This is a genomic window from Paenibacillus sp. JT22N1, assembly GCF_059692155.1.
In genome coordinates this window covers 36615-62883 of sequence record NZ_JCAUAW010000027.1, presented here as the reverse complement: position 1 = coordinate 62883, position 26269 = coordinate 36615, and the positions used below count along the sequence as shown (strand labels likewise).

Sequence of the window (26269 nt, the reverse complement as noted above, 5' to 3'; positions counted from 1 at the left end):
ATGGGTCTAGTTTCCAAGCTCTACTGCCAGTTAGCTTAGCGAGGCCGTCAAAAAAATCAACTCCCGGGCAAGTTCATCCGCGAGTATGCGCATATGTTTTTGTCGTAAAACGATTATGCACATATGTTTGTGTCGTGGCTTCGCGACACAAACATATGCGCTTTGAAATAAAAAAAACCCAATCTACGGGGATCTTAAAGCACCTATGTTTGTGTCGCCGGACACCGAGCAACAAAGGCTGCCAATCATTGCGTCAGCCTTTAAAGAAAATGTGATCGTGCCATAGCCGCTGGCGCTTCTGCAATTTAGTTAAGATTGTGTACTTGCAGATCACACGATTTTTCACGTCAATACATACTATAAACTGTGTTATGAATTTGAGTCACATTGATTCATTGGGGGTGTTGAAATCGTTAAATTGATTAAAAATCTAACGAATAGTAGGTTAAAGCGGAGAAAGACTACCCGAGGGGTGCCGGCTGCGACGGTTCGTTCTCTTAGAATCATTTCAAGAAGGGCACTGGGATTATACCAGAAGCTTGCTACAGATAGAGATTATGCAGAGGAATTAGCAAGAGCAATAAAGACTTGGCGAGGGGATGATACAGAAATTCTGAGAATATTACAAAGATCGTTTAGAACTAGAATCTTGGGCGTAGTAGGTATTGGTAACCCCGGTTTTAATGTTTGCTTTAGAACCTTTCCGATTGGTTGTCTCGGTATAATACAGGATAATTCAAAAAAAAATGTAAGGGTTGATCTGTCAAGGGACCTAATAAACGTCTCCAAGTTAGTTGCTCCTTTATATCACAGAATTGTACGGGACAGTCTCTTCGCAACTCAAATCGTTGGAGCCATCAATAAACTTAATCATAAGCGACTTTCAAGGCTAGTAAAGCAAGAAATAAAGTCTCCACAACTTATTGGCGTTGAAGCTGCGAGAGATCAATTCGGTGAGCTAGGTTTTGACGTAGGATTCCGTCTGACATTTCGTCTCTCCGACAATACAATCTTTCACAACTTTGTATCGTAGGAACTTTATCAGGCATCAATATCAGGCCAAATACCAGCCCTTCAAGCTAATCGATTTAAAAATAATAGTACTCAATGGAGCATTGCTTTCAACTTTCGAAAGCGATGCTCCGTAAAATTCAATTGTTAAATTAACATAGCTTGTAGCTGCTCGATCTACTTTTATATGTCCTTTTAATACTTCTAAATTAACCTGAATGGGTTCAACAACTAAATCCCCGATGGATATCGATTTGACATTTGGATCTTGATGATTAATTTGCCCATAGGCCAACGAAATTACTTGATTTTTTTGGTCGTAACCTACGATCGTACCAGTATTCTCTGCTATATAACGAATTGGGACATACGCGTGACCATCCACATTTAGAATCCGATATTCTTCACTCCCTTCATGGATGACACCATTAATATTAATTTTTGCAGGGAAGATCAATGCTTGTATGGTATCTAATGCAATCGCCACGGTGGAAAAACTAGCAACTGCACCCACAAGTAAACCTGATATAAATATAATCATGATTATCAAATGCCTCTATCATTATCTAATGAATATGACGATCGAATAGGGATCTCCGGTGAAAACGGGGTTCCCTATTCATGTTTGGCTAAAATTAAAAAGCGGCCGCACTGAGGGAGAGCTCAGTGCGGCCGTTTAGCTGCTCCGTGGGGAATGCATTGGCAGCTCGTTATCATCCAATATGAGCCCAATGAGTGCGGCTGTCCCCCATTATAGATAAGCATTGTTTATGCTTCCAACTTTAGCTAAGTACAGTCCCTACAATCCGAACGGAGTATTCAGCCTCCGGAGTTTGAAGAATGAAGGTTTCGCCTGTTGACCTCGATAACAATTGATTTCCAATTGGCGAAAACAACGATATCCTATTTTTATCCGGGTCTATTTCTGTTGGGAGGACCACCGTAAATAACTCATTAGATCCTTCTTCTTCGTAACAAATAGTAATGCTACTTCCTATTACCGTAACTTTGCTCAACGTTTTTACAAGATTAACATCATCAAGCTCAAGTAATCTCTCCAATATTTTCACATATTGTTTAATACTCTTATGCACTTGTATCTTCTGCTGTGAAGAATAAATGTCATGAAAATTCGTCATTTGCTCGTCAAGAAAAGCAAGCTGCTCAACAAGTCGACTCCGGGGTGGATTGAACCTATGACTACGGTTCATCGTAGATTCCACCCCAAATAATTAGATTCCAATATCGATCAATTTGCCTCATTTACAAAACCTCCGGTAAAATTATTTTCTTAAAAACTTTTTTCAATACTTCTGTAAGATTAAACATAACAGGATTGCTGCAATAATAACTGTAGAGATAACTGAGAGTAGTTTAAAGAAGGTCTCCATTTTGGGTGAGAACACCTCGTTTTACTTAGGATTGCTTTCTTCCGATTTATAAACAACGAGGATAGCACTACGTTGGAAACCCGACCCGTTTACAGATGACTTCATGATGGATCCATAACAAACATTAACAACTTGCTCATCCTTTAAACCGGCTAAAAACTGATTAGCTCTTGTCTCCGCATAAGACGTATCCGTATCTAAAAACTCCTTTACCTGAATCACTCAGCACCTCCTTAACTATGTAGAATATCCATAAAAGTACAACAGACATTCCGCTTTTTTTCTGCGGAATGTCTTGTTACTTTGACCATATCACTTTATGTAATTTGTGTCAATTCGAACAAACGAACCTTCGCGAGGGCGAGGGGAAACTCAAAAATAATAGCGGCAGAACATTAACTGGTAAATTAACTTCAGTTGGAACAGATTTTATGATTATGCATGTGAGAATTGGTCGGAGAATCCGCAGAATTAATATTCGTTTAGCTGAAATTCTACTCCTTTTCTTATTATTTGGTTTATAAATAAAAAAGTAATATTGAAAGTTAAAAAGCCGGATTCCTGTACACTCATCTATGTCCCCAATAACTTTCATGCCTTCACTTTTTAACACCAAATAAAACTCGTTTATATCTTCCATGAGCAATTCAAACATAGGTGCTAGGTGTCCGTTTCGCATAAAATGAATATTATATTGTTCCTTTTCTTGGTGACACTCATAAACGATCCTGCTTATTATGAGATATTAAAATTCTTTGCAATTATTGATGAACTGCATCGAAATAAATCCGTACTCATTCACCGGCGGCGGGTTCAGAAATTTTACTCTTTCGCCCACTCCACCTTTATCGCGCCTTGCAGCCCGTTTCCAGTCACAACGAACCGGTATTCGGCCTTCTTTTTTTAGGAGAGAAATGTGAATCCATGGTCTCTTTATCATTAAGTAGTTATGTTTCGGATCGAACTGAGAATTCCTGTAACACGAAAAATTTGGAGACTCAAATAAACACGCGCTTCGGTACATAGGGTTGCACACGAAGTTAAAAGCCTCTAATAGCCCATCTGAGACCAACCGATTTTAAAAACACTTATAACAAGCCAACCATCTAACTTAAGTAATTTAGCTGAACCATTTATGAATCGTTTGAAGTATTATGTTTATATGACTCTTTCTAGGGATCAAGTTCTTGTCATTAAGTTTTAACAGAACTTAATCCTATGAAGTATTATGCAGTGATTAATGGAACAATGTTCTTGTGACAGTATATATCTAATTCCCCCTTAGTCCGGCCGTCTAATTTATGTGAACAAAACCAAATAAAAGCTACTCCAATAAAAAACAAGCTAAATCCATATAATTGGATTTAGCTTGTTTTTTTGTGACTCTATCAACGTTTCGCCTTCAGCTGTGCTATTTTCTTGATCCGCGACATATATGAACGTGAAATCCCCAGCTCCTTCACAATCTCCCGCAGCGTCCGTCCTACCGCCAAACTCGAGACCAAACCGGCCGACGACGACCTCCTTCTTGCGGACATCCAAAATATCTATAATCTTATAGATTTTGCTCTTCTCGATCTTGAGCTGCACCACTGAAAACTTTATGTCCTTCATTTCACTTATTGTGGTCGTTTATTATGACGTAAGGTTTAAATAATAACGATTAAATTTAAAGGAATAAATCAAAACATAGATAACGATTATCGCAGCAACCGAATTTATAAGAATCAATGAGAGGTTCAGACTAAAGAATTGGGTCAGCACCCCCACTCCCAAAGGTGGAATAATAAATCCGGCGTAGGCGCATAAATAAAAGGCTGAAATAACTCGCGGACGCTCTTCCGGCTTCGGCAACTGACTGGCAAACCTTAAAGAAGCTTGAAACGACCATCCAGCACCAATGCCTTGAATGAACATGCCTGCCCAGAGCAAAAATAAATTCCCTGTTTGTCCTGAGAAAACAATGATCCATGGCCCAATCGCCAGGAAAACGACGCCTATACGCATCCGAGTAACCGGATTTTGCACCCATGGGAAGAACTGCATCAAGGCAGCTACGCCTAGAAGCATAAACATTAACAATCCTGCAATTGAGAGATTTGAGGAATGCATCACGGTTTTAACAAACGTAGGAATAAGTGATAATACAATTCCGCCTAACATGAAAAAAGTAAATGCGGGAAGTCCGATAAAAGAAAAAAAGTGGGAGCGAATATTATCGGGAACACCGAGCGAAATCTTCGTTTTAGCCGGCTTTTCCGATTGAGAATCTTCGTGCTTTGGCAGCATTTCCAGAAATATTAAAGAACTCACTAACATGACGATCAAAAACCAAAAAGGCATACGTAGCGGTTGTATTTGCACATATTGCACGACCAAACCTGAAATGGCTGGGCCCATGCCAAAACCTACGTTTACAAATACACCTGATAACTTGATTGCCTTACTCACTTTATCGTTAGAGGTTTGTTTTAATAAAAAAGCGGTAGCGGTACCTGTAAAAGCTCCATATGCGATACCTTCTAAAACCCTTGCTGCATAGAGCATCCAGACGTTTTGACTCCCTATAAAAAGCAATGTCGATACGATGGATATCCATATGCTCACGCGAAGCACCCTTTTTAATCCCCAGGAGCTCCCTTTAGCTCCCACGACAAGCAAGGTTGGCAGCAAGACAACAGCATAAATGGCAAATAAGATAGTGATTTCCAGACTGCTCAAGTGATAATATTTCCCGTATAAAGGGAATAATGAAGAGATGAATGTAGCTCCGCATGACATCATGAGCACAACCCAAAGCATTCTTTTCATATATGTTCTCCTTTTATAGAATTACCTTCTAATAGGAATAATAATCCTCGTCTACATTTCCTTTAAGCTAAAAGATCATGCTGTGCAACTCCCTCCATCAACGTTTGTTACAAAATTGACAGCCTTTAGACTCTGCATTACAATCAAGAGACAGGTCTGTCTCATTTACACTTATATAATACAGACAGGTCTGTCTCATGTCAATTGGTGTCCTAAACGAAAGGAAGTGGGTTACTAACATGCAAAAAGAAACAGCTAAGGAACGAATTCTACGAGTAGCTTCCAAATTATTTTACTCCGAGGGAATACGTGCTGTAGGAATAGACCGGATTATCGCCGAGTCGGAGGTTGCCAAAGCCAGCTTTTACCGAAGTTTCGCAACAAAGGATGAGCTTGTGGTTGCCTTTCTGGAACTCCGTCATCTGAGAAACCTCGCAAAACTGGAGGAAACAAAGAATCAATATCCCGATGAGCCAGTCAAGCAGTTATATCATTTGGTAAAAAGGTTGTCGGAGCGCATACGGAAACCTGATTACCGCGGATGTCCCTTTACGAATACGCTGCTTGAGTTCCCCGATGCCGCGCATCTCGGTCACCAGGCAGCTTTGAAATGCCGAATAGAGAAAGAAGATACAATCGCACAAATTGCCCGCCAAGCTGGTGCCAGAAATCCAGAAGCATTAGCTGCCCAATTGGAAATGCTGTACAGTGGCGCATTCGTGGAAACCTATCTCCATAAACCTGATTCGGATAGTGACAATTTTTATAACGCGGCGATTCTGCTGATTCAAGCTCAGCTAACTGAGGTCGATGAATAGATATAGACACTTCACCCTTTGGTCCTCTAGCAATGGTTGTGCTGCTTTTTCCAATACTATTTCTCTCACTTTCAACACCAACTGTTTATGTATGTGACCCCCCCATCATATTTAAATTTTCCTAAAATACATTAATTATACAATTTAATAAGAGGCTCCTTGACCGCTCTATGCCAATTGGTTCAATAGACCTGATTCTGAATACCCCCTTCCACCCATAGTTTCCATTATTATATTAAAAAGCCGCCTTAACAGCGGCTTTTGCAACTTGAACCAATTAACGCTTCGCCTAGCGTCTACATGAAAACATCGATTGCAACTATACTACCCGTTATTTGAGAAGGCTGCCGTTCCATATGAATTGAAATCTAAAAAGAAAACTAAACTTCTAATACAACAAAAACTAATGACCAATTTGGAGCAGATGATATTCAAACATTTCTCAATATCATGAACAGAGCTAGAAATTTAACTTCAGTAAATTTAAATGTATAAGATTTCTTTACATTCCACATCCTAATATTACACCTAGAGAAGGAGTTGCATAAATGGCTAATAACAACACACTATTAGTTCCACAAGCAAAGGCTGCTTTAAATCAGTTGAAGGTTGAAATAGCTCAAGAGCTTGGAATTCCATTCCAACCAAATGCATATAACGGAAACCTCGCCACACGCGATGCAGGTGCCATAGGTGGCAATATTACAAAAAGATTAGTGCAAATAGCTGAGCAACAACTTTCCAGCTTTCAACGCTAATCCATTGCATTGATGTAGGAGCAAGCAAGCACGAAAAAGACTACAATCCCTTTTTCTCCTCAGGTGAATTGTAGTCTTTTTTATGTTGTGAAATAATGTATATTGATTTTCATACTATTTATATTTCCAGAGCTGGGTATTCAGACTTTAACTGCTCTACTGAATCGTACTTCCCTGTTTCAAACATTATCTTCGCGACTGATTTTTCAGTCTTATTTTTAACAATATGTCCATAAAACTTTCCATTCTTTTCGAAAATAAACATTGTTTTGTCAGTTTCTTTAAGCAATGGGTATTTTTCAATCACTACATACACCTCCGATGGAGCATGTCATAAATTCTAAACAAAAAACCTCCTTTATACAAGAAGAGGTTTAGAAGCATTGAAATCTATATTTCACGTTCTCCCGATAGGTGAGCAAAGGCTGCCCATTATCCCGGCAGCCTTTGAGGTATGTTTATTGAGCAAAAGTTTATCGTTAGTTTAACTAAGTATGCTGTTGGATCTCCTAGCAGCCAATCAACAATAAAGCCCTGAAGTCATTAGACCGAGATATCAATAGTCTTAGTGAATTGTCTCATCTTCTTCCTGCTCATCGTATTTATTAATATGGGCCGTGATGGCTTCTACCGCTTCATTCACATCGGTTGTGGCAGCAACCTTTTTTACTTCATCCTCAGTTTTGTCCAGAAAGTTTGCTTGATCGGCTTTAATTGCATCTAAGCTGTTACTCATATAAAATCCCTCCATTTTTAAGGTATGGTTTATTCTTCAAATCCAATATAGTTTTTGCTTTTGGACCTGAAATTATACCAAGATATGGACGTCAAATTCAGTGATTCATACTCTAATATCCGGCCAATAGCTGATTTAAGGGCTGATGCCCTTCTGGTATTTAACTATAGTTTTCCGTTAGCGTAGTAAGTCAGATTGCATTTTACCTATTGCTCTATGTTAGCCTGTTTGGTTCTCCTGATAAAATCTTAACCCTTCATTCCTTTTTCCTTTTTACTTTTACAGTAAAGATGCTCAATATAATGGTAAGAATCACATATGTCCAAAATCCGTGAATTTCAAATCCCGTTAAATACTTATCAAGAAGCCATAACTTTATTGGTGTCAACACAAGTGAAGCTACCACTAACAATGGAGTAGTTAAACAACCAATCCCAATTACCATGGAAATCATTGAAACTGTTAATAAAAAACCGTAAATGAAACTGATAACAAACATGAGCACTGTTGCAAGTATCAATGTTTTTGTATCCGATATGGATATATACTGATTGAAGTAATGACTCCCAAACCAAAAAACAAGAAATGTAATCAGTAAGTTGAGTATGTTTCTCAAATACAGCCCTCCTTGCTTTCTACTGATAAAATTAGCCCTTTCATCACCTATTGTACTGACCACGTTCTTGTTCAATTTCACCATTTAATACTTCTTTATAAAATTTCAAGCACTTCTTACAAGTTAAATAATACTATTGTTACTTTATGAAAATTTCTTTCGTCACATGATTACTTCAATAAACCAAAAGAGGAGCTGCCTGAAGCATTTTAACCATTCTTCAGCTCTCTGGCAAGTATTCATATATTTCAGGTTGCCAGGTTAGTGAATGAAACTCATCTAAATCATCAATTATATATTCTCTTAAAATAATATCCTTACACTCATTCGTAAAAACGTTTTCTTCCGAAGTGGAATGAGTATTTGAGTTCATCACTTGTCTCCATAATAGATATTTGGTACAACGCCCTACCAAGTATAATTATATTAAACCGTTAAAGGTCATAGCTGGTAAAGATTACTTATTGCTAAACTATCCTTCCAAATAATTCAACAACAGCAGCAAGTTCCCACCACGCTCTCCTGCCAGTTAACGAAGTAATCGCTGTTTCTTACCACCCATGTTTTTAACACAATCGTTATTTAGTTTTAATCTTCGATTAATAAATCATGGTTATTATATAAACAGACCCCCTATAATATAAGGAAAATCGGACTTACAACCTTAAAACGGTGTAGGTCTGATTTTCTTTTTTAGTTAATTTAATGTTTTGCGCGTCCCGTTAGGTGAGCAAAGGGCCACCTAGTGGCGGCCCTTATTTGTATTGAACTATAGTTCTTTGTTAGCTTAGCTTTTATCGAAATATTGAGGTTGAAATCACATTAGGATATTGCTCTAGAATAATTGAAAGCATAAGTAGATGTCCAAATGGTTTCAACGGTAAATTCCCATCAATGTGTTGTCCAAGCAGGACTCTACCACCTAAAGTTTGGAATTCATCTAAAGTTATTGTTTCGGAACATAGACGAATAACATCTTTGCGAGTTAAGAACATTAATGCTTTAGTCTCCATGCTGGGTACTGGTTCGTCGTCTGATGATGCGAGGAAAATCGGCGTTATGCTTTGTACTGAATTCTGATGTCCCACAATCAAAGGACGTGGTTCAATTCTTGTATTTTGAAATTTCGTAATTGGTCCCAATTCTATTTCAATGTCAAACCTAGTATTGGGACAATAAAAAGTCATTGAAGGCATTAAAGGAGTAATTCGCATCTGAGACTCTTCAAAAACCTCACGTTGGGCACATTCCCAAGCTGTTTCGGCTCCCTCTCTATGCCCACCAAGTCTGACAATAGCAAGTGCAGATTGATCCACAGTCGGTCCCATCATAAACGCCATTCTTTTATTGGTTAGTACAAACGCTCCAGCTTTCAAAACAACTTGATCGTTCACCCTACCACGCCTTTCTTAACATTTCACAACCCTATGCTCCATTCTACCATAATTTAGGTGAACGTTGCTCCGTTATCCTGCCCATCTGTTGATGTGGAGTAACACGTTGCAGTTTAAGTACGGGCGTTTATGGTTCGACCACGGACCCTACAAAAAGCCATGCGTCGGTCTGGCGGTCTTCAATCGCGAAGAAGAACGGCCGGTCTATCGTCACCTGGAACGGTTCATCGATTGGTGCGGAAGCCCCTGACATATGTACCGAAGTGATCGCAGCTGCCTCCGTTCCTTTTTCATTGACCTCGATGAACGTTTTATGTGTTACCGCACTGATGAACAGGTTGGGCGGAACAGGGGCCATGCCGGAAAAATCTGCATGGACTTCGTCAAAGGGCAGCGTCATGCCCATGGTCTTGAGCGGTTCTTTCAACTTTTCGCTGTATTCGATCTTCAAACGGGGAAGCTTGATTTCACCCCGGCTCGACCGGAACGACTCGTGCCAGCGGTTGGGATCGGCCCAAAGCTTGTCATGGAGAGCATCCAGTGAAGAAGATTCATCTGGAAGAATGACCAGCATGTCCATCTGCCCCTCTCCGTACGGCAAGCGGATTGCTTGAAATCCCTCTTCCTTCAAATATTCGTAGGAGCCTGACTGCGTCATCATCTGCACTTGCTTGGTGGAACCGTCCTGCAGTCTGAAGCTTTCTTCTTTCGTTGCAGAAGGTTGGAATTCCTTTTTCCACCCGCCATTGAAATAGACCGCATTCATCAGGATCAAAACTTCCATGGGATCGATGGATTCGATCATCCTGGGAATTTTTCCGTTGGTATTCTTGTTTACCCAGTCATTGATCGTGTCAGGAGCTTTGGGACTGTTGAAATCGAGCTCAGTTACTTTGGCGTCGTAAAACGCCTGATTGGTTTTCGTAAAATCACTGTGAAACGATATTCCTTTACGGGACCAAAGCGAGTTGGCAATGCGCACTTGAACGTCACTGCCCGGCTGCTGCAAAAGGGAGATAAGCGTCTCGTTTCCCCGATTCATTTCATCCAGGGACATGCCTTGCCAGCCCAACGTCTTGGCCATTGAGACTTGTGTTTCCCCCCTACTTCCGTTGTAAGTCATGGCGAGCGCCAAAGAAATGCTGGTCGGCGAAATGAATATGTTTTTCTTCTTATTCTGCTCCGTTTGGACCAGATGCCGATGGAGCTTCATGCCGAACTCGTTGCTTGCTTTGACGATACGCACATCAACTCCGGCCGCCGCGACTTGTCGTTTTTCCAATGAAATCGAATTTCCAGAAGGATTGGCACACGCAGTCACAATCAGTACCAGCAGTATGCCAGCCGCAAGAAGTTTACTTTTTCTAAAATAATCATTCATTTCGGACCCCCCTGTCATTCATATGCTTATTAGACGAGGAATCTTTACATAATGTTCCGTGCAGCCGATTTGATTTGTGCTTATATAGAAAAGCCTTAACGGCTAGAGGACTCCACCGGATGCCGTAATGAAGCTATCGTTGTTCGTTAGTTGATCGAACGAAGTAAAAAATCAGAATATTTATCGTGGTTTTTGAATTCTGTTTTGAATAAATTCATAAGTCATTAATAATGCTGCAAGTAAAATAAACATTGGAATTATCGCAAGAGATCCTATACTTCCCATGTTTGGCTGCCATAAAGAAACAAGAGGTAAACTCAGAAGCAGACTAAGATACATAAAAATTGCCTTTTGAGTTACTGATGAGATTATTGACAGTAAGCCCGCAGGAATCAAAATTGCTGCAAGTCCTCCTATGTCTGACCCATTTTGAATCCTAATGACAATAAACAAAACAATCGTAATAGCCGAAGCAATAAATCCAAAATATAAAGCAATTTTATTAATATTTATTTTACTCATAATTCCACACTCCCTTTTTAACAATAATCCCCATAAATATGACGTGTTTATTCAATATTTGTTGCTGGTACATGACCAATAGTTCAACAAAAACAGCGAGCTACCACCTCGCTCTACTGCCCGTTAACGTAATGGAGGCTACCGATCTTGCTGGCAGCCTCCACTTTGATGATTGTTGTGCTATGGTTCCCGTTAGCTCAATGCAATTTTCGAATACTATTATTCTGCTGAGTAGATGCAATATTCCTGAATGATCTGTCCCTTAATCTCTTTGACCGGAAATCCTTTAGGGTAAGTAGTCAACATCAGCATCGCACCATGAAGAGTTGCCGAGAAGTGAAGTGATCTCAACCTTGGTTCCCTCACCCCAAGATTCTCGAACATCTTGCACTGCAGTTCAAACTGTATGCGGGACTCCTCGTTAAGTTGATCTCCATAGACCGCAAGGACACGATCGTCTTCTGGCTGTGTTTGCAAATTCAAGTAAAATCGATATACGTCTGGGCGGCGGCATACGGTATCTAATGCGCCCTCCACGATATAACGAAGCTGGTCTACCGGAGTCTTCAGCGCAGCGGCAGTCTTAATCACTTCCACTACTTCTCCGATTCTTAATCGAACCAAAGCCGCGAGAAGCTCTTCTTTGCCTTTGTAATAATTGTAAAGCAAGCCCTTGGATATCTGTGCCTGTTTGGCTACATCATCGATTGAGGTGGTATGGTAGCCTTTCTTTATAAAAATCGTCATCGCTGCGGCTTCGATTTTATCTTTAGCAGCTTGTCGAATCCGCTCATTCTCTTCCTGGGTACGTGGCACAGCTGAGTCAATCCTCCAAAAATTCAGTTATATGGTGGAAAAGATCTTCAGGATGAGTGAGGTGAGGTTTAACAAACAATCCATCCATGAAACTCACCTGCTTAATCTTTGTTAAGAAAGTGGCTCCGGTGCCAATATTATGTACGTCACACCAGCTGATAACCGAGGCGCGGGTTTCCTGGATCTCTCATTAACTAGAGAAGTACCCTGATGGAACCAGAGTCGAGATAATCGTGAAATAAAATTTTTGAATGTAAATTTCACCGGTTAGCTGAGACGATGGCTTGATTTACCAGCAATGTAGCTGCGTGGCGGGTTGTTTTTTTCACTTACTTTTGTTGAGTTACATTAAAATATAAAGTATAATAAACTTATCTAGAAGGGAGCGAATCATTATGTCCGATCTTACAACTTCTTCATTCGAAATAGGACTAAGCACATTCCTCGAGGCTGCTCCGAGAGCCGGCGGCGTCACGCAGGCCGAACGGCTCCGACAAGCGGTAGAGGAGATTAATCTGGCCGAGCAAGTCGGTCTGGACGTCTATGCGATCGGCGAACATCATCGCGCGGATTACGCGAGCTCGGCGCCAGCCGTTATTCTGGCCGCTGCCGCTTCCACGACCAAACGAATCCGGCTCTCGAGCGCCGTGACCGTGTTGTCTTCGGACGATCCGGTTCGCGTGTACCAAGCTTTCTCCACCTTGGACGGCCTGTCCAATGGACGGGCGGAAATTATGGCGGGCCGAGGCTCGTTTATCGAATCTTTCCCGTTGTTCGGATACGACTTGAACCACTACGACGGACTATTCGAGGAGAAGCTGGAGCTTCTGCTCGCGATCCGCGAATCGGAGAAAGTAAGCTGGCGCGGCGGCCATCGCCCCGCCATCGACAACCTGGGCGTCTATCCGCGATCCGTACAGGAGCCGTTGCCCGTATGGATTGGAACCGGCGGAAATCCGGAGTCCGCGATTCGCGCCGGCATGCTAGGATTGCCGGTCGTCTTTGCGATCATCGGCGGCATGCCGGAGAGGTTCGCTTCTCTAGTCAATCTCTATAAGGAAGCGGCCGCGAAGGCCGGACACGACGTAAGCAAGCTGCAGATCGCGACGCATTCACACGGCTTCATCTCGGATACGACCGAGAAGGCTGCCGACTTGTTCTACCCGTCGACAGCAGCCCAGATGAACACCATTGGGCGCGAGCGCGGATGGCCTCCATACACCCGCGAATCGTTCGACGCCGCCCGCAGCCTTCGCGGAGCGCTCTACGTCGGCGATCCCGAGTATGTCGCGGAGAAGATCGTGCTGCTGCGCAAGAATCTAGGTCTAACGCGCTTCCTTCTGCACGTGGACGTCAGCACGATGCCGCACCATGAATTGCTGCGTACCATCGAACTGCTCGGCACGAAGGTCGCGCCGATCGTCCACAAGGAACTTGCTCGCGGGGCCGCGCAGGGGTGAGCTTGGCTGTGGATGCCGATTTTATCGACATTCACGAAGTGTTCACAGGACCAGCAATGCGGTCCATCACACAGCAATGGGTCCGAACCAAGGTGCAAAACCCTGGCTCGGACACTTTTTTACCCCAACCGTCACTTTTTCTTAGCCGTGGAGAACTGGATTGGCGTCCCACTGATCGTATTGCGCAGAACATCCATGAAGACGAATATGGCTACGTTGCTGTTACCGGTACCTTTTGAAGCAACCATGCAAGTGCGATTTGAGGCATCAGTAATGCAGCTATTTCCGCAACACGTTCAACCACTTTCCGATCAGAATCGACTGTTGAACCATAAATACTTTTTCCGATTTCATCTACTCCTTGTATTGTTCAACTAATGTTCTGCGTTAGTTCAATTGCTCCTTGTTTGTAAGTAATCGTTTCATGTTAACTTACGAGTTAAACCAGATGGGGACAATTTCCTCAAAGTTTTGATGATCATCCAATACTACACGAATTCTAGCTAACATTGATTCGAGTTGCTCTGGTACAACCTGTAAGATGTGGGATGGAAATAAAAAAGATGGATGCTGATCTTATGATGTCGGCAGCCATCTTCTGATTTTAATTGAACTAACGTTCTCCGTTAGCGCAATGATCTAACTTTTATATATGATACGGTTCTCTGAGCTATCTCTAACGGCAAGTTTTTAAGGCCATCTTTTGTCGGATGGCCTCTCTCTTTTAGACTTGAACTATCTGTTCTGCGTTAGTTCAACCTTGATACTTTATGAAGGGTTTAGTCCCCCATAAAAAAGATAAAACGTTCACTTAATGTTGCAATTTTAAAATTTAAAGTGAAAGAGGAGTTTTAGAGTTTAGAGGTATAGAATTTTTCTTTAAAAATTTTACAGTTAAACGGATGACATTCTTGGTTTCTTTCTGTTTCACTAATGTTTTGATCACTTCGGGTATGTTTTCTAAAATTCCAAAATGACGCACATTTTGAATGACTTCTAATACCTTCCCCGACCCACATTTCTGAAAGTCATACCCTATAGTGTTGATAAATGCTATTAAAATCAGATGAAGTACCACAATACGATCCCAACGCAATCTGTCTTCAACTCGATTCATACCATTGAAAAATTCAGAAAGGGAAGAGAAATCTTTCAACCTGGCATCAAAATCTTCCAACGTAATAACTTTCCCATCATCTACGAATCTATCACACATACTACGTAAATGATCACTATAAAAATGATCATACTTACTATTGTAGGGAACACCGTCAAATAATCTGACATCCGTGCAAATCCAATGCAGGGCTTTTAGAAACATTAAGAACTCAATGTCTTTTCTGTTTCCGATCTGTGAGTCGATGTATATAGCTTCATTTTCAAACATTCGAACAATTGTTAATACACGAAGGAAGCGGTACATTGTTGATTTATGATAGTATGATTCATTAGCCAACCACCCCTTTTCTTCATTTTCATATAAATTTAATAAACGATAATGCAGTTCAGTTGCTGCTTCTAAAACCCTTCCCTGATAACTACCGATTAACTCACGTAATTTCTTCTTTTGCTCATAACTATACTCTTTCTTTAGTTTATAGGAGAGAGATCTGTTGTCGAAGAAAGATTTCAAAGAGCTGCTGAAAAGTGTTCCTAGAATGCTTGTAATTAGTGCTACGATAGCTGACACAATTGCAGTTTGCATAGTTGGATTTAAACTTATAAAATAGTTATACAATTCACGACCTCCGATACCAGCAATAATAGTATTTAGATATATAAATAAATGTGTGCGATTTCACTGTAGTTACTCTGGTTTCCGTTTTATGTAATTCAATTATGCCAGGTATGATTCGAATTTACTTTTCTCCATCATCATATGATGTCGTTTGTTTGCATCAGTACTAAATTATAAAATATCAATGGATATAGTAGTCTGTTTAATTTTTCCGCTTTTTATCTGACCCTTTATCTAAGCATCCAAGCCATCATATACACTCTCATGGACATAAGAAAAGCACAACCGCTTGGATTGTGCCTTGATGAAACTTCTCTTTTTTTAACTCGTTAGTTGAACGATCTACATAGACGGGGCTATTTTACGTCAGCAGTTAAATTCCATGTATGAAATACATTACCGTTCTTTTTAAGGCTACTTGACCTCAAAAGATTTTTTTCCCTCAACCCATTTACCGCCGTGAGCTGAGCGTAATAAATTCTTTCACCGACAGCCTAAATAGTACAATCTTATGGAGCTAACGTTCTTCGTTAGCGGAACGACCAGCAATTTGAATCCCGTTAGGACCTCTATTCTCTGTCTAATGGAATTAACTATTTGTCATGCACTTGAGCAAAAACACTACCAAAAAGCTTCTCTTCGATGTACGCATCTAATCTCCAAAGCCCAGCAGAGGGTAATGACATCATAGTATGTCCTTTAGCAACTTTATCGTTATCTGGAATAGGTGGTTGAACATTAGGATTTGGAATGCCAATTCCACCCTTAAAAACACTAATTTCTTCTCCCGTTTGCTTGCTGACTCCTCTAATTTCCATTTTCTTTCCGAATAATTGTTGCGTCTCTTCTAGCGTACTCCCCCAAAAGTGCCACATATATTTATTAGATTTTTCTGCAATAATAGGAATTCCGCCAGTGAGGAAACCTAACTTTCCTTCTTTTCCAATCAAAATATATTCGCCTTTTGTTCCATCACTAAATGTAACTGGAATATTAAATGTTGGACTTACCTCCCATCCTTTTGCATTGGTGTCTACTTTTAAAGATGATTTATTTTCTTCTTGAACATTCATTTCTTTTTCTACCCCTGTCTGAGTTGAACAACTTGTTAGGACTAATGCCAATATCAAAAGGGAAATGAAATCAAATGAACAATTTTTTTTCATCATACACCTCCGAAATGATTCTTAACTGATTAGACGCTTATAAATTACAATTTGTTCCTTTTTTTATTTTACAATAAAATTTCAATTACTTTTTTGAATAAAGAGAAACTATTGTAGATTCAATAGAATTATACTGATTCTAAAACTTGACTATGGAATTTATATTTGATAAAACGAAGCTACGACTGAAGAAGGCGGTGTAATTGATGGGGAAACCTATAACATTTAGCATCATAGGCGGTGGAGGCTTTCGCGCACAATATTTTCTAAGAATTGCACAGGCTCTACCACAGCAATTTTGTGTTAGCGGAATGGTAATTCGTGACGAATCCAAGGGCAAGGCGATGGAAGACTTATGGCAAGTGACTACTTATCGGACACTGGATCAGCTCTTGGTAAATGAACAACCGGACTTTGTTGTACTATCAATCAATGCATCGGCAGCTATCGATTATATTCTGCAGCTGGCGGAACGAGGAATTCCTGTACTTACAGAAACACCTCCTGCACCTAATCTGGATGGTTTGCTGAAGCTGCACGACAAGCTTACCCGTCAAGGCGCGCGAATTCAAATTGCTGAACAATACCAGTTTCATCCTATACAAGAAGCCCGGCATAAGATTATTATGTCAGGACAGTTAGGCAATGTTAATCAAGTGACAGTATCCATATCTCAGTTATATCATGCAGTAAGCTTAATACGGAAAATGTTAGGAGTGCGCTTTGAAGGGGTCAGTATTAAGGGAATGAGATTTGAATCCGATTGGGTCGCTGGGCCGAACCGAAGTGGTCCGCCTACAGAAGATAAATTAATCAAGTCAGAGAGAGATTTAGCTTGGTTGGATTTTGGCGGAAAGCTGGGGATTTACGATTTCACCAAGGATCAACATCGTTCATGGACCCGTTCAAACCATTTATGTGTTAGGGGAGAACGAGGGGAAATATTCGATAATCGGATTAGCATACAAGATCCTTCCTGCACACAGATTCAAATGGAATTAAAGCGCATCAATAAAGGTGAGTATGAGAACGCGGAAGGCTATTTCCTTAAAGGAATTATGGCGGGAGAACGATGGGTATATGAAAACCCCTACATACCTGCTAGGCTATATGACGATGAAATTGCTATTGCAGTCTGTTTGAAGAAGATGGCGGTTTATGCTGAGGGTGGACCCGGATTTTATGGTCTTCCGGAAGCTTCTCAGGACCACTATATCGGTATGCTGATTGAGCAGGCTATTAAATCCGGGGAGACAGTAGTGTCGACTCGACAACCATGGGCTGATAACGAATGATAAATAATGGCACCCCATTCGGGTGCCATTAAATTTAAAACTTTATAATTTTTATATGATTAATCCTAATTTTCTATAACGTCTCTAATTCTCCCTTCAGCTTTTTCCAACTCTTCGAGGGCCTTCTTGGGAGTTAGTCCTTTCAATTTCATGATGATGGCAACCTTTGCATCACCTTCCGATTGTTCCACCAGTCTTTCTGCATCCTCATAGTTTACTTGAGTAATCTCCATGATTATTCCTTTTACTCTTTCCCGCAGTTTATAATTGCTTGCTTTCACATTCACCATATAATTTTTATATACCTTACCTAATCGGATCATGGATGCTGTTGTAAGCATATTTAAAACCATTTTCTGTGCGGTCCCCGCCTTCAACCTTGTAGAACCTGTAAGAATCTCAGGGCCTACCACAACATTTATTGAAATGTCGGCATTTCGATTTATTTCTGCAGCTGAATTACATGACAGTGAAATTGTAGATGCTCCACGTTTTTTCGCTTCAATTAGTGCGCCAATTACATACGGAGTTCTGCCACTCGCAGCAATGCCCACAACGACATCTTCGGAACACACTTGGCTTCGAATAACATCTCGAGCCCCTTGTTCTTCATCGTCCTCTGCCCCTTCAATCGCATTGACGATGGCTTGATCGCCGCCGGCGATAATTCCTTGTACAAGGTCATGGGAAGTACCGAAGGTTGGAGGACATTCGGAGGCATCTAAAATACCCAGTCGGCCGCTAGTGCCTGCTCCATAGTAAAAAAGGCGCCCACCGTTTTCCATGGCCTTCACAATGCAATCAACAGCCTTTGTAATAGATTCAAGTTCCTGTTCCACCGCATATGCTACAGTTTTATCCTCTTTGTTCATCAATCGAACGACTTCACCAGAGGAGAGGTGATCAAGCATTGGGGTTTGTTCATTTCTTTGTTCAGTTTCCAATTTCTTTAATGACATGAACTCACAACTCCCATCGGTATCTCTTAATTCCTTCTCAATCGATTAATTGCGATTCTCGATTTTTCGAGAATCGGGATTACTTGCTCATTTTGGCGGCTTGCATAACAGGTAAACAAGATATCAATAACGTTCAATTGAGCTATACGTGATGCCGTCGCTCCGCTTCGGATATTTTGTTCCACCGAATTTGTAAACAAACGAATATCCGCTAGTTCCGACACGGGTGACTTTCCGTATTTGGTCAAGGTTATAGTTAAGGCACCCTGTTTTTTTGCTTCGTTCAAGGACTCAATAACTTCTATTGTCTTTCCTGAGTAGGAGATCCCAATTGCAACATCCTCCGGTCCCATCGTTACTGCTGATGTTAACTGGTCGTGAAAATCCGGGTAAGCCTCGCACCAGCGCCCGATCCGTATTAACTTGTGCTTTAAATCTAAGGCAATGAGATGAGAAGCGCCCACTCCCATAATGTTGATCCTTCGCGCCTTGGAGAGCGAATCGACAACTTTGCTTACATCTTCAATGGATAAAACGGCAACAGTATCGTCGATGGATTGTTTATTGTTGTTGCTGACAGCTTGAACAATGTTCTCAACCGATTCCCCCATCCTGATTTCTTCGTAACCTCCAGAAAAACTCTGATGGGAAGAAAGATCGCCTGCAATACGAAGCTTTAATTCCTGATATCCCTTCATGTTTAGCTTCTGACAAAGCCGCATAACCGTAGCTACTGAAACATCGCTGAGTTCTGCCAACTTTTGTATGGAGTATTGCACCACATCACGTGGATGTTCCAAAATAAATTCAGCTGCTTTCCGTTCTGAAGGATGAAGCTGTGCCAGAATAGCTTTAATACTCAGGATTCCTCCGTTCAACATCATAATCCCTTCTTTCAACTAAATGACATGAAATGTAATGGTGTTGCGCCTTTTCTTCAAGTATTGGAGCAACGCTTTTGCAGGAATCAACAGCATATGGGCAACGAGGATGAAACGAACATCCTGATGGTGGGTTAGATGGACTAGGCAAATCTCCCTGTAACAATATTCTATTTTTTTTTGCTGTGGGATCCGGAACAGGGACCGATGATAGCAGTGCTTTGGTATAGGGATGTTGTGGAGACTGGTAAAGCTTAGATTTGTCAGCGATCTCAACAATCTTTCCTAGGTACATGACGGCAACTCGATCCGAGATATGTTTCACAACACTTAAGTCATGCGAGATAAAAATATAGGTTAATTTAAATTCTTGTTGAAGATCATGCAGTAAGTTAAGAATCTGTGCCTGGATCGAGACGTCCAAAGCCGATACAGGTTCATCGGCGACTATTAACTTCGGCTGAAGTATGAGCGCACGGGCAATACCTATTCTCTGCCGTTGGCCCCCGGAAAACTCGTGCGGATAACGATCTAAATAATCAGGCGATAGACCCACTTTTTCTATCATCCATTCGACCTTTGCCCTTCTTTCCAACGCAGTGCCGATGTTGTGGGCAATTAGCGGGTCCATTAAAATTTGTCGAACGGTTTTTCTCGGATTGAGTGAAGCGAATGGATCCTGAAATATAAGCTGCATTTCTCTTCTTTGACGTCGCATGTCTTTCGGAGAAAGCTTCATAAGATCATGGCCTTGAAAAATAATTTGTCCCGATGTCGGGTCTATCAAGCGGAGTAGGCAGCGACCAGTCGTAGATTTTCCGCAGCCGGACTCCCCGACAATGCTGAGCGTTTCCCCTTCGTATACCGTAAGATCAACACCATCCACCGCTTTAACGTATTCTTTTTTAGCAAAACCCTTTCCGACTGGAAAATGCTTTTTCAGACCTCTTACTTCCAGTAAAGCCTTCATCCATGTCCCTCCTTATTCGCATACAACCAACATCTGCATTCATGCGCTTCGTCAGCAAATAAAGGGGGCATCTGATTACAAATGTCCATGACATGATCGCAGCGGGGCGCAAACCTGCATCCATTTGGCATATCACGAATGGATGGAACATTTCCTTTGATGGGAAGCAATCGTTCCTGCTCTCCTGCCATATCCGGTATGGAATTTAAAAGTCCAACCGTATAAGGATGTTTTGGATTATCGAACAAAACCTCAACCCCAGAGTGCTCAACAATTTGACCGGCATACATCACTACGACTCGATCACACATTTCGGCTACAACGCCAAGATCGTGGGTTATAAATAAAATGGAGGTTTTACGTTCGCGACAGATCGTCTTCATCAACTCCAGAATCTGCGCTTGAATGGTGACGTCCAGAGCAGTCGTGGGCTCGTCAGCGATAACCAAAGCTGGATCACAGGCAATAGCCATAGCGATCATTACACGCTGCCGCATACCGCCAGATAATTGATGTGGATATTCATCATAAATCTCTTCCGCTCTGGGCAATCCCACTTCGTTTAAAAGTGTAAGGACCCGCTGCTTAATCTCCGACTTTGACATGTTTTTATGTCTAACCAAAGGTTCTGCGATTTGCTTTCCGATGGTATGCAACGGATTAAGTGATGTCATGGGCTCCTGAAAAATGATAGAAATACCATTTCCACGGAGTTTCCGCATTTCCTTCTCAGGAATGTTCAGGATGTTTTTTCCATTAAAGTTGATTTCGCCCTGCACTTCCGCATTCCTACCTAGTAACCGCAAAATTGACATACTTGTGACGCTTTTGCCGCATCCCGACTCGCCGACAATTCCAACAACTTCCCCTGGATTCACTTGAAGACTGATGTCATAAACGACATTAACCTTTTCCTGGTTTCCGCCAAATTTTATGTTTAAATTACGGATGTCCAATAACGATTTCATGAACATACCCCTTATATTATGAAATGTGTAAAGATGTTAACTGATCCCTAGTTTGATGCCGCCATTCCTGAATACCTGTTTTAACATCAGGATGAACCCGATTAGTCAAAATGAGACAAGTGACCTGATTTGAAGCGTTATGCCATACGGATGTCCCAGTGAAGCCTGTATGGCCAAATATGTCTGCTGAATAGATTTCCCAACCGATTCCTCTCGGCAAACCGGACGACACGGCAAGAGCCTGCTTCGCCTCGTTTTTCAATTGAGCCGATATAAATTCCACAGACCCATTTGCCCAAATCTCCATATACCTGAACATATCCTTAATATCCGAAAACAAACCTGCATGTCCACTGACACCGCCAAGTCCATAGTGCGCATTGCAATCATGTACACTTCCTCTAATCAATCCATCACGCCATTGGAATTTTACGACATCTGCTGTAGATAGTCCAAATGCTCCTCCGGGCAATTTTTCGTTTGCGTAGTCCTCTGTATAGCTGAGAGCCATATCTTTTTCGAATTGATTTCCCTTCTCGGTCGGAACGATCTGCCAGTTTTCGTTATCAGGCAAGTAACAAGTTCGATGTAAACCGAGCTCATTTAAAATAAGTGAAGAAACAATTTGCTGTAGATCCATTTCCCAGATTATTTCCAGAATAAAACCAAGAAGCATAAAGCCTAAATCGCTGTAGATCATCCCAGAATCCGGTGAATAGGCTAACGGCTCATGACAAATCGCAGACAAATACTCCTGTTTACCTTTTAAACGAATAAAATAGGGTCTCCACCCCGGCAGTCCTGATGTGTGGGTCAATAAATGCAATAAAGTAACTTGTTTTCTTCGTTGATCAAGGGAACTTGAAAACTCTGGAATCCATTTGATTACCGGGTCACTGAGTTTTGCCTTGCCTGATTGAACCGCAAGTAAAACTGCTGGTAAGGTTGCTGTAACTTTGGTCAATGAAGCCAAGTCGAAAACGGCGTTCTGCGCTTGATTTCTTGCAAAAATCATGGGTTCTTGATCCCCGATGCGAATTCCAGCGACAGCACTTGGAAAAATTCCATTGGCGACACCCAAATCCAAGCTGTGTTCTAAACATCTGTAGAGCTGATCATGAATATCCATCCGTTTCACCCCGTCTGGTTTGTAGTGCGGTTTATCGGGAGCGTTGTCTTGGATCCAGTAAATCCCGCAGGGCATCCCCGAAAAGATTAAAAGCCAGAATGGTCACCGTCATAGCCACGCACGGCCAAACGATCATGCTTGGGGCTAGTTCCATGTATCTTCTGGACTCTGCAATCATTCCACCCCATGATGGATTGGGAGGCTGCACGCCTAAGCCCAAGAAACTAAGCATGGATTCCGTGAGAATCGCTCCGGAAATGGCGATGGAGGATTGTACGAGAAGCGGCGCCTGAATGTTCGGAAAGATTTCAAACAAAAGGATTCGTGATGTTTTTTGACCAATCGCTCTTGCGCTCTCCACGTACTCCAAACCTTTCACAGATAAAACAGCTCCGCGGATTGTCCGTGTAAACACGGGTATGTTGACAATGCCTATAGCAAGGATCGTTTTGGAAATACCGGGTCCAAGAGCTGCGACAATTGCCAATGCGAGTAAAATCTCTGGGAATGCAAATAAAACATCCATTGTTCTCATAATGATGGAATCGACCCACCGTCCGAAATATCCAGCCAATAATCCAAATACAACTCCAAAAAATGCACTAATTGCGACAGAACAAATCCCTACAGTGAGTGAGATTTTTGCACCATAAATAACTCTGCTAAGTAAATCCCTGCCGAATTGATCCGTACCGAGAAGATAGTCAGCGCTGCTTCCTTTTAACCTGAATGCGTTGTCCATTTGCGTCGGATCTTTTGGCGCCAAAAAAGGTGCCAACACAGCACAGACACATATTAAAATAAGTACCAAACCGCTTATGACGGCTGTTTTGTTTTTCCAAAATCTTTTTCTGAGTGTCAGCATCGTTGGTCCCCTTTTTTAATACTTGATCCTGGGGTCAATAATTGAATATACAAGATCCACCGTTAAATTGATCAGCACGAAAATCACAGCGATGAATAAAACACCGCCTTGGACGACTGGGTAATCCCTTTGGTGAATGCCGTCTAAGATATACTGTCCCAAGCCAGGAATAGAAAAAAGCTGTTCAATCACGACCGAGCCGCCAAGCAAATATCCAAATTGCATGCCGGCAATTGTAACTATCGGGATGGCAGAATTTCGAAAGGCGTGCCCGAACAGGATTTTCCACTCGGGGGTCCCTTTCGCTCTTGCCGTTCGAATGAAATCTTTATCCAGTGTTTCAAGAAATGTAGAGCGAGTCATGCGCATAACACCCGCCGCCATGACAATACCCATTGTAATTGCAGGTAAAATTAATTTTTTAATGGATTCCAACGGATCCTCCCACAGATTTACGAAATCCATAGGTGGAAACCAGCCGATATATAAGGAAAAGACAAGCAGCAGCAGTGTTCCCACGGCAAAATTAGGAACGGAAATCCCAAGCAGAGCTATAATCCGTCCCGTGATGTCGGTAACAGACCCTGACTTTAGAGCTGACAACATTCCGATCGGAATGGCCACAATCCATCCGATAAGTGAAGCCAATAACGTGAGTTGCAGTGTAATCCCGAAGCGTTTAATGATTTCCGGCAAAATGGCATTCCCCGTGTGTACGGAATGTCCAAAATCACCCTGCAAGACTAGGAAAATCCAATGCAGGTACTGCGTGACAAGCGGATGGTCCAATCCAAGCTGTTCCTTTAGCACCCGAACCGACTCATCGGTTGCGTTCGTTCCAAGCATGATCAATACAGGATCTCCCGGCACAAGATGGAGAATCAAAAACACCAGAACGGAAATTCCGAATAAAATCGGCACCAATCCGGCGAGCCTTTTGAAGATATAGTTGCCCAAGTTCGCACCCCCGGAATTTAGGAAGGCAGTATCCGTACCGCCTTCCCCGGTATTATTTATTTACTTTTAATTGCTGTTTTCAGGATGGCGAATGCCTCACTTGCCGCATTTGGCACGAATCCGTCCACCCGTTCGCTTATTGCATAGAAATACTTTGGCGAAGCGAGAAACAAGTTAGGAGCTTCGTTTAGAACTATTTTTTGTGCATCTGTATAAAGCTGCTTACGCTGTTCAACATCATTCGTTTCCAAGGCTTTTTGCACTAATGCATCGAAATCTTTATTCGAATAATTCCAAACGTTGGCACCGCCGGTAGTCGAGAAGAAGAAACGTAGGGAACGATCAGGATCTGTACCAGCTGTATTACGGCCCACAAGCAGCGTTGCATCCTTGGATTTCCAGGTTTCAATATATTTCGCCCACTCTAATTGTTCGATCTTCGCATTAATGCCGATCGCTTTCAGCTGTTGCTGGATGACCTGTGCCGACTCTATATAATCCGGGTAAGTTGAGGCAGATTGAATTACGGTGTCAAATCCCTTCTCATATCCCGCTTCTTTCAAGAGCTGCTTCGCCTTTTCCAGATCTTTTTTCGGTAAATCTCCAGAGCTTAGCGCATATGTCTTTTGCGCCGGAGAAATGGGTCCCGTCACCTGTCCCTGGTCTTTCCATACTGTTTTAACAATTTCGCTGCGATCCACCGCATAACTAATTGCCTGGCGAACGCGCACATCATCAAAAGGTTTTTTCTTCACGTTAATCCCAAGGTATCCGTATTCCATTGTCTGATAACTTTGTATGGAGACTCCCTTGGTGCTTTCCAAAAGTTTGGCCGAATCCGCTGACACGGTAGTCAAATCCACTTTCCCCGTCCGGACCGCTGCCATTCTTTCGGCTTCATCCTTCATGATTCGGAATTTGATAGAATCCACCTTCGGCATATCTTTTACAAAATAGTTCGAATTTTTGGTCAAGGTCACGGATTGTCCTGATTCAACGGCACCCATCTTAAATGGTCCAGTACCGACCATTTCTTTATTGAGGTCTGTCACTTCTTTCGGCACGATAGCCGTGTAAATGCTGGCAACATTAGCAAGCAGGGCTGAATCAACATTTTTCAGCTTGAACACAATTTGATTCGGGTCCGGTGTTTCGATAGATTCTATACTTGTGAAATATGATTTAGCCAACGCCCCGGTATTCGCATCGAGAATCCGGTCGAAACTGAATTTCACGTCGGCGGAAGTCATTTCTCGACCATTATGGAATTTAACGCCCTTTTGCAATTCGAATGTGACCGTCTTTCCATCCGGTGATATCGTCCACTTCGATGCCAAACTCGGTATAATCTTCATATCCGCATCCAAACGAGTTAAAGTATCATAGACGAGACTGTATATTCTTAAGCTGGAGGCAGCTGGTACTTTGTGCGGATCAAATCCAACAGGGTCTTGATCCATAGCAATATTTAGCTCGGTGGGTTGATTGGATTTAGCCGGTGCCGCTGAGGATGAGGCCGCAGGCGTTGATCCATTTGCTTGAGGTTTTGTTTCTTTCGAGCATCCTGTCAGAATAAGGCCGATGCTCAGGATACAGGCTGCAATAATACGTTTGGTTTTCACTTGAA

At 41.9% G+C, this 26269-nt stretch carries 24 protein-coding genes and 2 pseudogenes; 5 read left to right on the top strand and 21 right to left on the bottom strand.

Annotated elements, in window-relative coordinates:
* Nucleotides 1-1054: 1054 nt before the first annotated feature.
* The 5 genes and pseudogenes from AC58UU_RS34355 to AC58UU_RS34335 all read right to left on the bottom strand — a co-directional run bounded on the left by AC58UU_RS34355 (nucleotide 1055) and on the right by AC58UU_RS34335 (nucleotide 5213).
* Nucleotides 1055-1552 carry a hypothetical protein gene (locus AC58UU_RS34355; RefSeq protein WP_497322012.1) on the bottom strand — a complete coding sequence of 166 codons (498 nt, stop codon included), beginning with the start codon at nucleotides 1550-1552 and terminating at the stop codon, nucleotides 1055-1057.
* 241 nt (nucleotides 1553-1793) lie between these two features.
* Nucleotides 1794-2222, bottom strand: a complete 429-nt coding sequence (locus AC58UU_RS34350; protein WP_497322011.1) for a GreA/GreB family elongation factor — start codon at nucleotides 2220-2222, stop codon at nucleotides 1794-1796.
* 201 nt (nucleotides 2223-2423) lie between these two features.
* Nucleotides 2424-2624, bottom strand: a complete 201-nt coding sequence (locus AC58UU_RS34345) for a hypothetical protein (protein WP_171643981.1) — start codon at nucleotides 2622-2624, stop codon at nucleotides 2424-2426.
* 1166 nt (nucleotides 2625-3790) lie between these two features.
* Nucleotides 3791-3992 (bottom strand): annotated as a pseudogene (locus tag AC58UU_RS34340) (sigma factor-like helix-turn-helix DNA-binding protein); the annotation flags it as partial.
* 45 nt (nucleotides 3993-4037) lie between these two features.
* Nucleotides 4038-5213, bottom strand: coding sequence for an MFS transporter (locus AC58UU_RS34335; RefSeq protein WP_497322010.1), 1176 nt, complete (start codon nucleotides 5211-5213; stop codon nucleotides 4038-4040).
* A gap of 239 nt (nucleotides 5214-5452) precedes the next feature.
* Between AC58UU_RS34335 and AC58UU_RS34330 the strand changes: the two genes are divergently transcribed.
* Both AC58UU_RS34330 and AC58UU_RS34325 read left to right on the top strand, forming a co-directional pair.
* On the top strand, nucleotides 5453-6031 hold the full coding sequence (locus tag AC58UU_RS34330) for a TetR/AcrR family transcriptional regulator (RefSeq protein ID WP_497322009.1): 579 nt from the start codon (nucleotides 5453-5455) through the stop codon (nucleotides 6029-6031).
* Between the two features lie 548 nt (nucleotides 6032-6579).
* The gene (locus AC58UU_RS34325; protein WP_497322008.1) at nucleotides 6580-6789 is read left to right on the top strand and encodes an alpha/beta-type small acid-soluble spore protein; all 210 of its coding nucleotides are present in this window, start codon (nucleotides 6580-6582) and stop codon (nucleotides 6787-6789) included.
* A gap of 118 nt (nucleotides 6790-6907) precedes the next feature.
* On the opposite strand, the gene AC58UU_RS34320 is transcribed toward AC58UU_RS34325, so the two are convergent.
* The 6 genes from AC58UU_RS34320 to AC58UU_RS34295 all read right to left on the bottom strand — a co-directional run bounded on the left by AC58UU_RS34320 (nucleotide 6908) and on the right by AC58UU_RS34295 (nucleotide 12254).
* Nucleotides 6908-7096, bottom strand: coding sequence for a hypothetical protein (locus AC58UU_RS34320; RefSeq protein ID WP_497322007.1), 189 nt, complete (start codon nucleotides 7094-7096; stop codon nucleotides 6908-6910).
* Between the two features lie 258 nt (nucleotides 7097-7354).
* On the bottom strand, nucleotides 7355-7525 hold the full coding sequence (locus AC58UU_RS34315) for a hypothetical protein (protein WP_497322006.1): 171 nt from the start codon (nucleotides 7523-7525) through the stop codon (nucleotides 7355-7357).
* A gap of 1410 nt (nucleotides 7526-8935) precedes the next feature.
* On the bottom strand, nucleotides 8936-9535 hold the full coding sequence (locus AC58UU_RS34310; protein WP_497322005.1) for an NUDIX hydrolase: 600 nt from the start codon (nucleotides 9533-9535) through the stop codon (nucleotides 8936-8938).
* A 127-nt stretch (nucleotides 9536-9662) separates the two neighbouring features.
* The gene (locus AC58UU_RS34305; protein WP_497322004.1) at nucleotides 9663-10916 is read right to left on the bottom strand and encodes a serpin family protein; all 1254 of its coding nucleotides are present in this window, start codon (nucleotides 10914-10916) and stop codon (nucleotides 9663-9665) included.
* A gap of 180 nt (nucleotides 10917-11096) precedes the next feature.
* A complete protein-coding gene (locus tag AC58UU_RS34300; protein WP_497322003.1) occupies nucleotides 11097-11438 on the bottom strand; it encodes a hypothetical protein in 342 nt (113 codons plus the stop codon).
* 219 nt (nucleotides 11439-11657) lie between these two features.
* On the bottom strand, nucleotides 11658-12254 hold the full coding sequence (locus tag AC58UU_RS34295; protein ID WP_497322002.1) for a TetR/AcrR family transcriptional regulator: 597 nt from the start codon (nucleotides 12252-12254) through the stop codon (nucleotides 11658-11660).
* Between the two features lie 115 nt (nucleotides 12255-12369).
* Here AC58UU_RS34295 and AC58UU_RS34290 point away from each other — a divergent pair.
* Nucleotides 12370-12448 (top strand): annotated as a pseudogene (locus AC58UU_RS34290) (NucA/NucB deoxyribonuclease domain-containing protein); the annotation flags it as partial.
* A 201-nt stretch (nucleotides 12449-12649) separates the two neighbouring features.
* A complete protein-coding gene (locus AC58UU_RS34285; RefSeq protein WP_497322001.1) occupies nucleotides 12650-13714 on the top strand; it encodes an LLM class flavin-dependent oxidoreductase in 1065 nt (354 codons plus the stop codon).
* Nucleotides 13715-14546: 832 nt separating this feature from the next.
* On the opposite strand, the gene AC58UU_RS34280 is transcribed toward AC58UU_RS34285, so the two are convergent.
* Both AC58UU_RS34280 and AC58UU_RS34275 read right to left on the bottom strand, forming a co-directional pair.
* Nucleotides 14547-15452, bottom strand: a complete 906-nt coding sequence (locus AC58UU_RS34280) for a hypothetical protein (protein WP_497322000.1) — start codon at nucleotides 15450-15452, stop codon at nucleotides 14547-14549.
* Nucleotides 15453-16045: 593 nt separating this feature from the next.
* Nucleotides 16046-16621, bottom strand: coding sequence for a DUF4871 domain-containing protein (locus tag AC58UU_RS34275; protein WP_497321999.1), 576 nt, complete (start codon nucleotides 16619-16621; stop codon nucleotides 16046-16048).
* A gap of 203 nt (nucleotides 16622-16824) precedes the next feature.
* Between AC58UU_RS34275 and AC58UU_RS34270 the strand changes: the two genes are divergently transcribed.
* Nucleotides 16825-17913 carry a Gfo/Idh/MocA family protein gene (locus AC58UU_RS34270; protein ID WP_497321998.1) on the top strand — a complete coding sequence of 363 codons (1089 nt, stop codon included), beginning with the start codon at nucleotides 16825-16827 and terminating at the stop codon, nucleotides 17911-17913.
* A gap of 65 nt (nucleotides 17914-17978) precedes the next feature.
* On the opposite strand, the gene murQ is transcribed toward AC58UU_RS34270, so the two are convergent.
* The 8 genes from murQ to AC58UU_RS34230 are packed head-to-tail and all read right to left on the bottom strand — an operon-like array spanning nucleotide 17979 to nucleotide 26264.
* Nucleotides 17979-18872 (bottom strand): N-acetylmuramic acid 6-phosphate etherase, encoded by an 894-nt coding sequence (gene murQ, locus AC58UU_RS34265; protein ID WP_497321997.1) that lies wholly within the window; start codon nucleotides 18870-18872, stop codon nucleotides 17979-17981.
* A gap of 26 nt (nucleotides 18873-18898) precedes the next feature.
* Complete coding sequence (locus AC58UU_RS34260; protein ID WP_497321996.1) at nucleotides 18899-19771, bottom strand: MurR/RpiR family transcriptional regulator; 873 nt, start codon at nucleotides 19769-19771, stop codon at nucleotides 18899-18901.
* A complete protein-coding gene (locus AC58UU_RS34255; protein ID WP_497321995.1) occupies nucleotides 19725-20723 on the bottom strand; it encodes an ABC transporter ATP-binding protein in 999 nt (332 codons plus the stop codon). The genes AC58UU_RS34260 and AC58UU_RS34255 overlap by 47 nt, the downstream gene beginning before the upstream one ends.
* Entirely contained in the window at nucleotides 20720-21691 is a 972-nt protein-coding gene (locus AC58UU_RS34250; protein ID WP_497321994.1) for an ABC transporter ATP-binding protein, read from the bottom strand. The genes AC58UU_RS34255 and AC58UU_RS34250 overlap by 4 nt, the downstream gene beginning before the upstream one ends.
* A 16-nt stretch (nucleotides 21692-21707) precedes the next feature.
* Nucleotides 21708-22820 (bottom strand): serine hydrolase domain-containing protein, encoded by a 1113-nt coding sequence (locus AC58UU_RS34245; RefSeq protein ID WP_497321993.1) that lies wholly within the window; start codon nucleotides 22818-22820, stop codon nucleotides 21708-21710.
* A 31-nt stretch (nucleotides 22821-22851) separates the two neighbouring features.
* Nucleotides 22852-23685: an ABC transporter permease gene (locus AC58UU_RS34240; RefSeq protein WP_497321992.1), complete on the bottom strand. Its 834-nt coding sequence runs from the start codon at nucleotides 23683-23685 to the stop codon at nucleotides 22852-22854.
* A gap of 15 nt (nucleotides 23686-23700) precedes the next feature.
* Nucleotides 23701-24642 (bottom strand): ABC transporter permease, encoded by a 942-nt coding sequence (locus tag AC58UU_RS34235; RefSeq protein WP_497321991.1) that lies wholly within the window; start codon nucleotides 24640-24642, stop codon nucleotides 23701-23703.
* A 56-nt stretch (nucleotides 24643-24698) separates the two neighbouring features.
* Nucleotides 24699-26264, bottom strand: a complete 1566-nt coding sequence (locus AC58UU_RS34230) for an ABC transporter substrate-binding protein (protein ID WP_497321990.1) — start codon at nucleotides 26262-26264, stop codon at nucleotides 24699-24701.
* Between the last annotated feature and the right edge of the window lie 5 nt (nucleotides 26265-26269).

Bases quoted from the DNA above. Each gene is read 5' to 3' on its own strand.
- AC58UU_RS34285 (WP_497322001.1), top strand. From the start codon at position 12,650: ATGTCCGATCTTACAACTTCTTCATTCGAAATAGGACTAAGCACATTC.
- AC58UU_RS34275 (WP_497321999.1), bottom strand. From the start codon at position 16,621: ATGATGAAAAAAAATTGTTCATTTGATTTCATTTCCCTTTTGATATTG.
- AC58UU_RS34330 (WP_497322009.1), top strand. From the start codon at position 5,453: ATGCAAAAAGAAACAGCTAAGGAACGAATTCTACGAGTAGCTTCCAAA.
- AC58UU_RS34245 (WP_497321993.1), bottom strand. From the start codon at position 22,820: ATGGATATTCATGATCAGCTCTACAGATGTTTAGAACACAGCTTGGAT.
- AC58UU_RS34270 (WP_497321998.1), top strand. From the start codon at position 16,825: ATGGGGAAACCTATAACATTTAGCATCATAGGCGGTGGAGGCTTTCGC.
- AC58UU_RS34250 (WP_497321994.1), bottom strand. From the start codon at position 21,691: ATGAAATCGTTATTGGACATCCGTAATTTAAACATAAAATTTGGCGGA.
- AC58UU_RS34305 (WP_497322004.1), bottom strand. From the start codon at position 10,916: ATGAATGATTATTTTAGAAAAAGTAAACTTCTTGCGGCTGGCATACTG.
- AC58UU_RS34300 (WP_497322003.1), bottom strand. From the start codon at position 11,438: ATGAGTAAAATAAATATTAATAAAATTGCTTTATATTTTGGATTTATT.
- AC58UU_RS34325 (WP_497322008.1), top strand. From the start codon at position 6,580: ATGGCTAATAACAACACACTATTAGTTCCACAAGCAAAGGCTGCTTTA.
- AC58UU_RS34350 (WP_497322011.1), bottom strand. From the start codon at position 2,222: ATGAACCGTAGTCATAGGTTCAATCCACCCCGGAGTCGACTTGTTGAG.
- AC58UU_RS34240 (WP_497321992.1), bottom strand. From the start codon at position 23,685: ATGCTGACACTCAGAAAAAGATTTTGGAAAAACAAAACAGCCGTCATA.
- AC58UU_RS34255 (WP_497321995.1), bottom strand. From the start codon at position 20,723: ATGAAGGCTTTACTGGAAGTAAGAGGTCTGAAAAAGCATTTTCCAGTC.
- AC58UU_RS34315 (WP_497322006.1), bottom strand. From the start codon at position 7,525: ATGAGTAACAGCTTAGATGCAATTAAAGCCGATCAAGCAAACTTTCTG.
- murQ (WP_497321997.1), bottom strand. From the start codon at position 18,872: ATGTCATTAAAGAAATTGGAAACTGAACAAAGAAATGAACAAACCCCA.
- AC58UU_RS34335 (WP_497322010.1), bottom strand. From the start codon at position 5,213: ATGAAAAGAATGCTTTGGGTTGTGCTCATGATGTCATGCGGAGCTACA.
- AC58UU_RS34355 (WP_497322012.1), bottom strand. From the start codon at position 1,552: ATGATTATATTTATATCAGGTTTACTTGTGGGTGCAGTTGCTAGTTTT.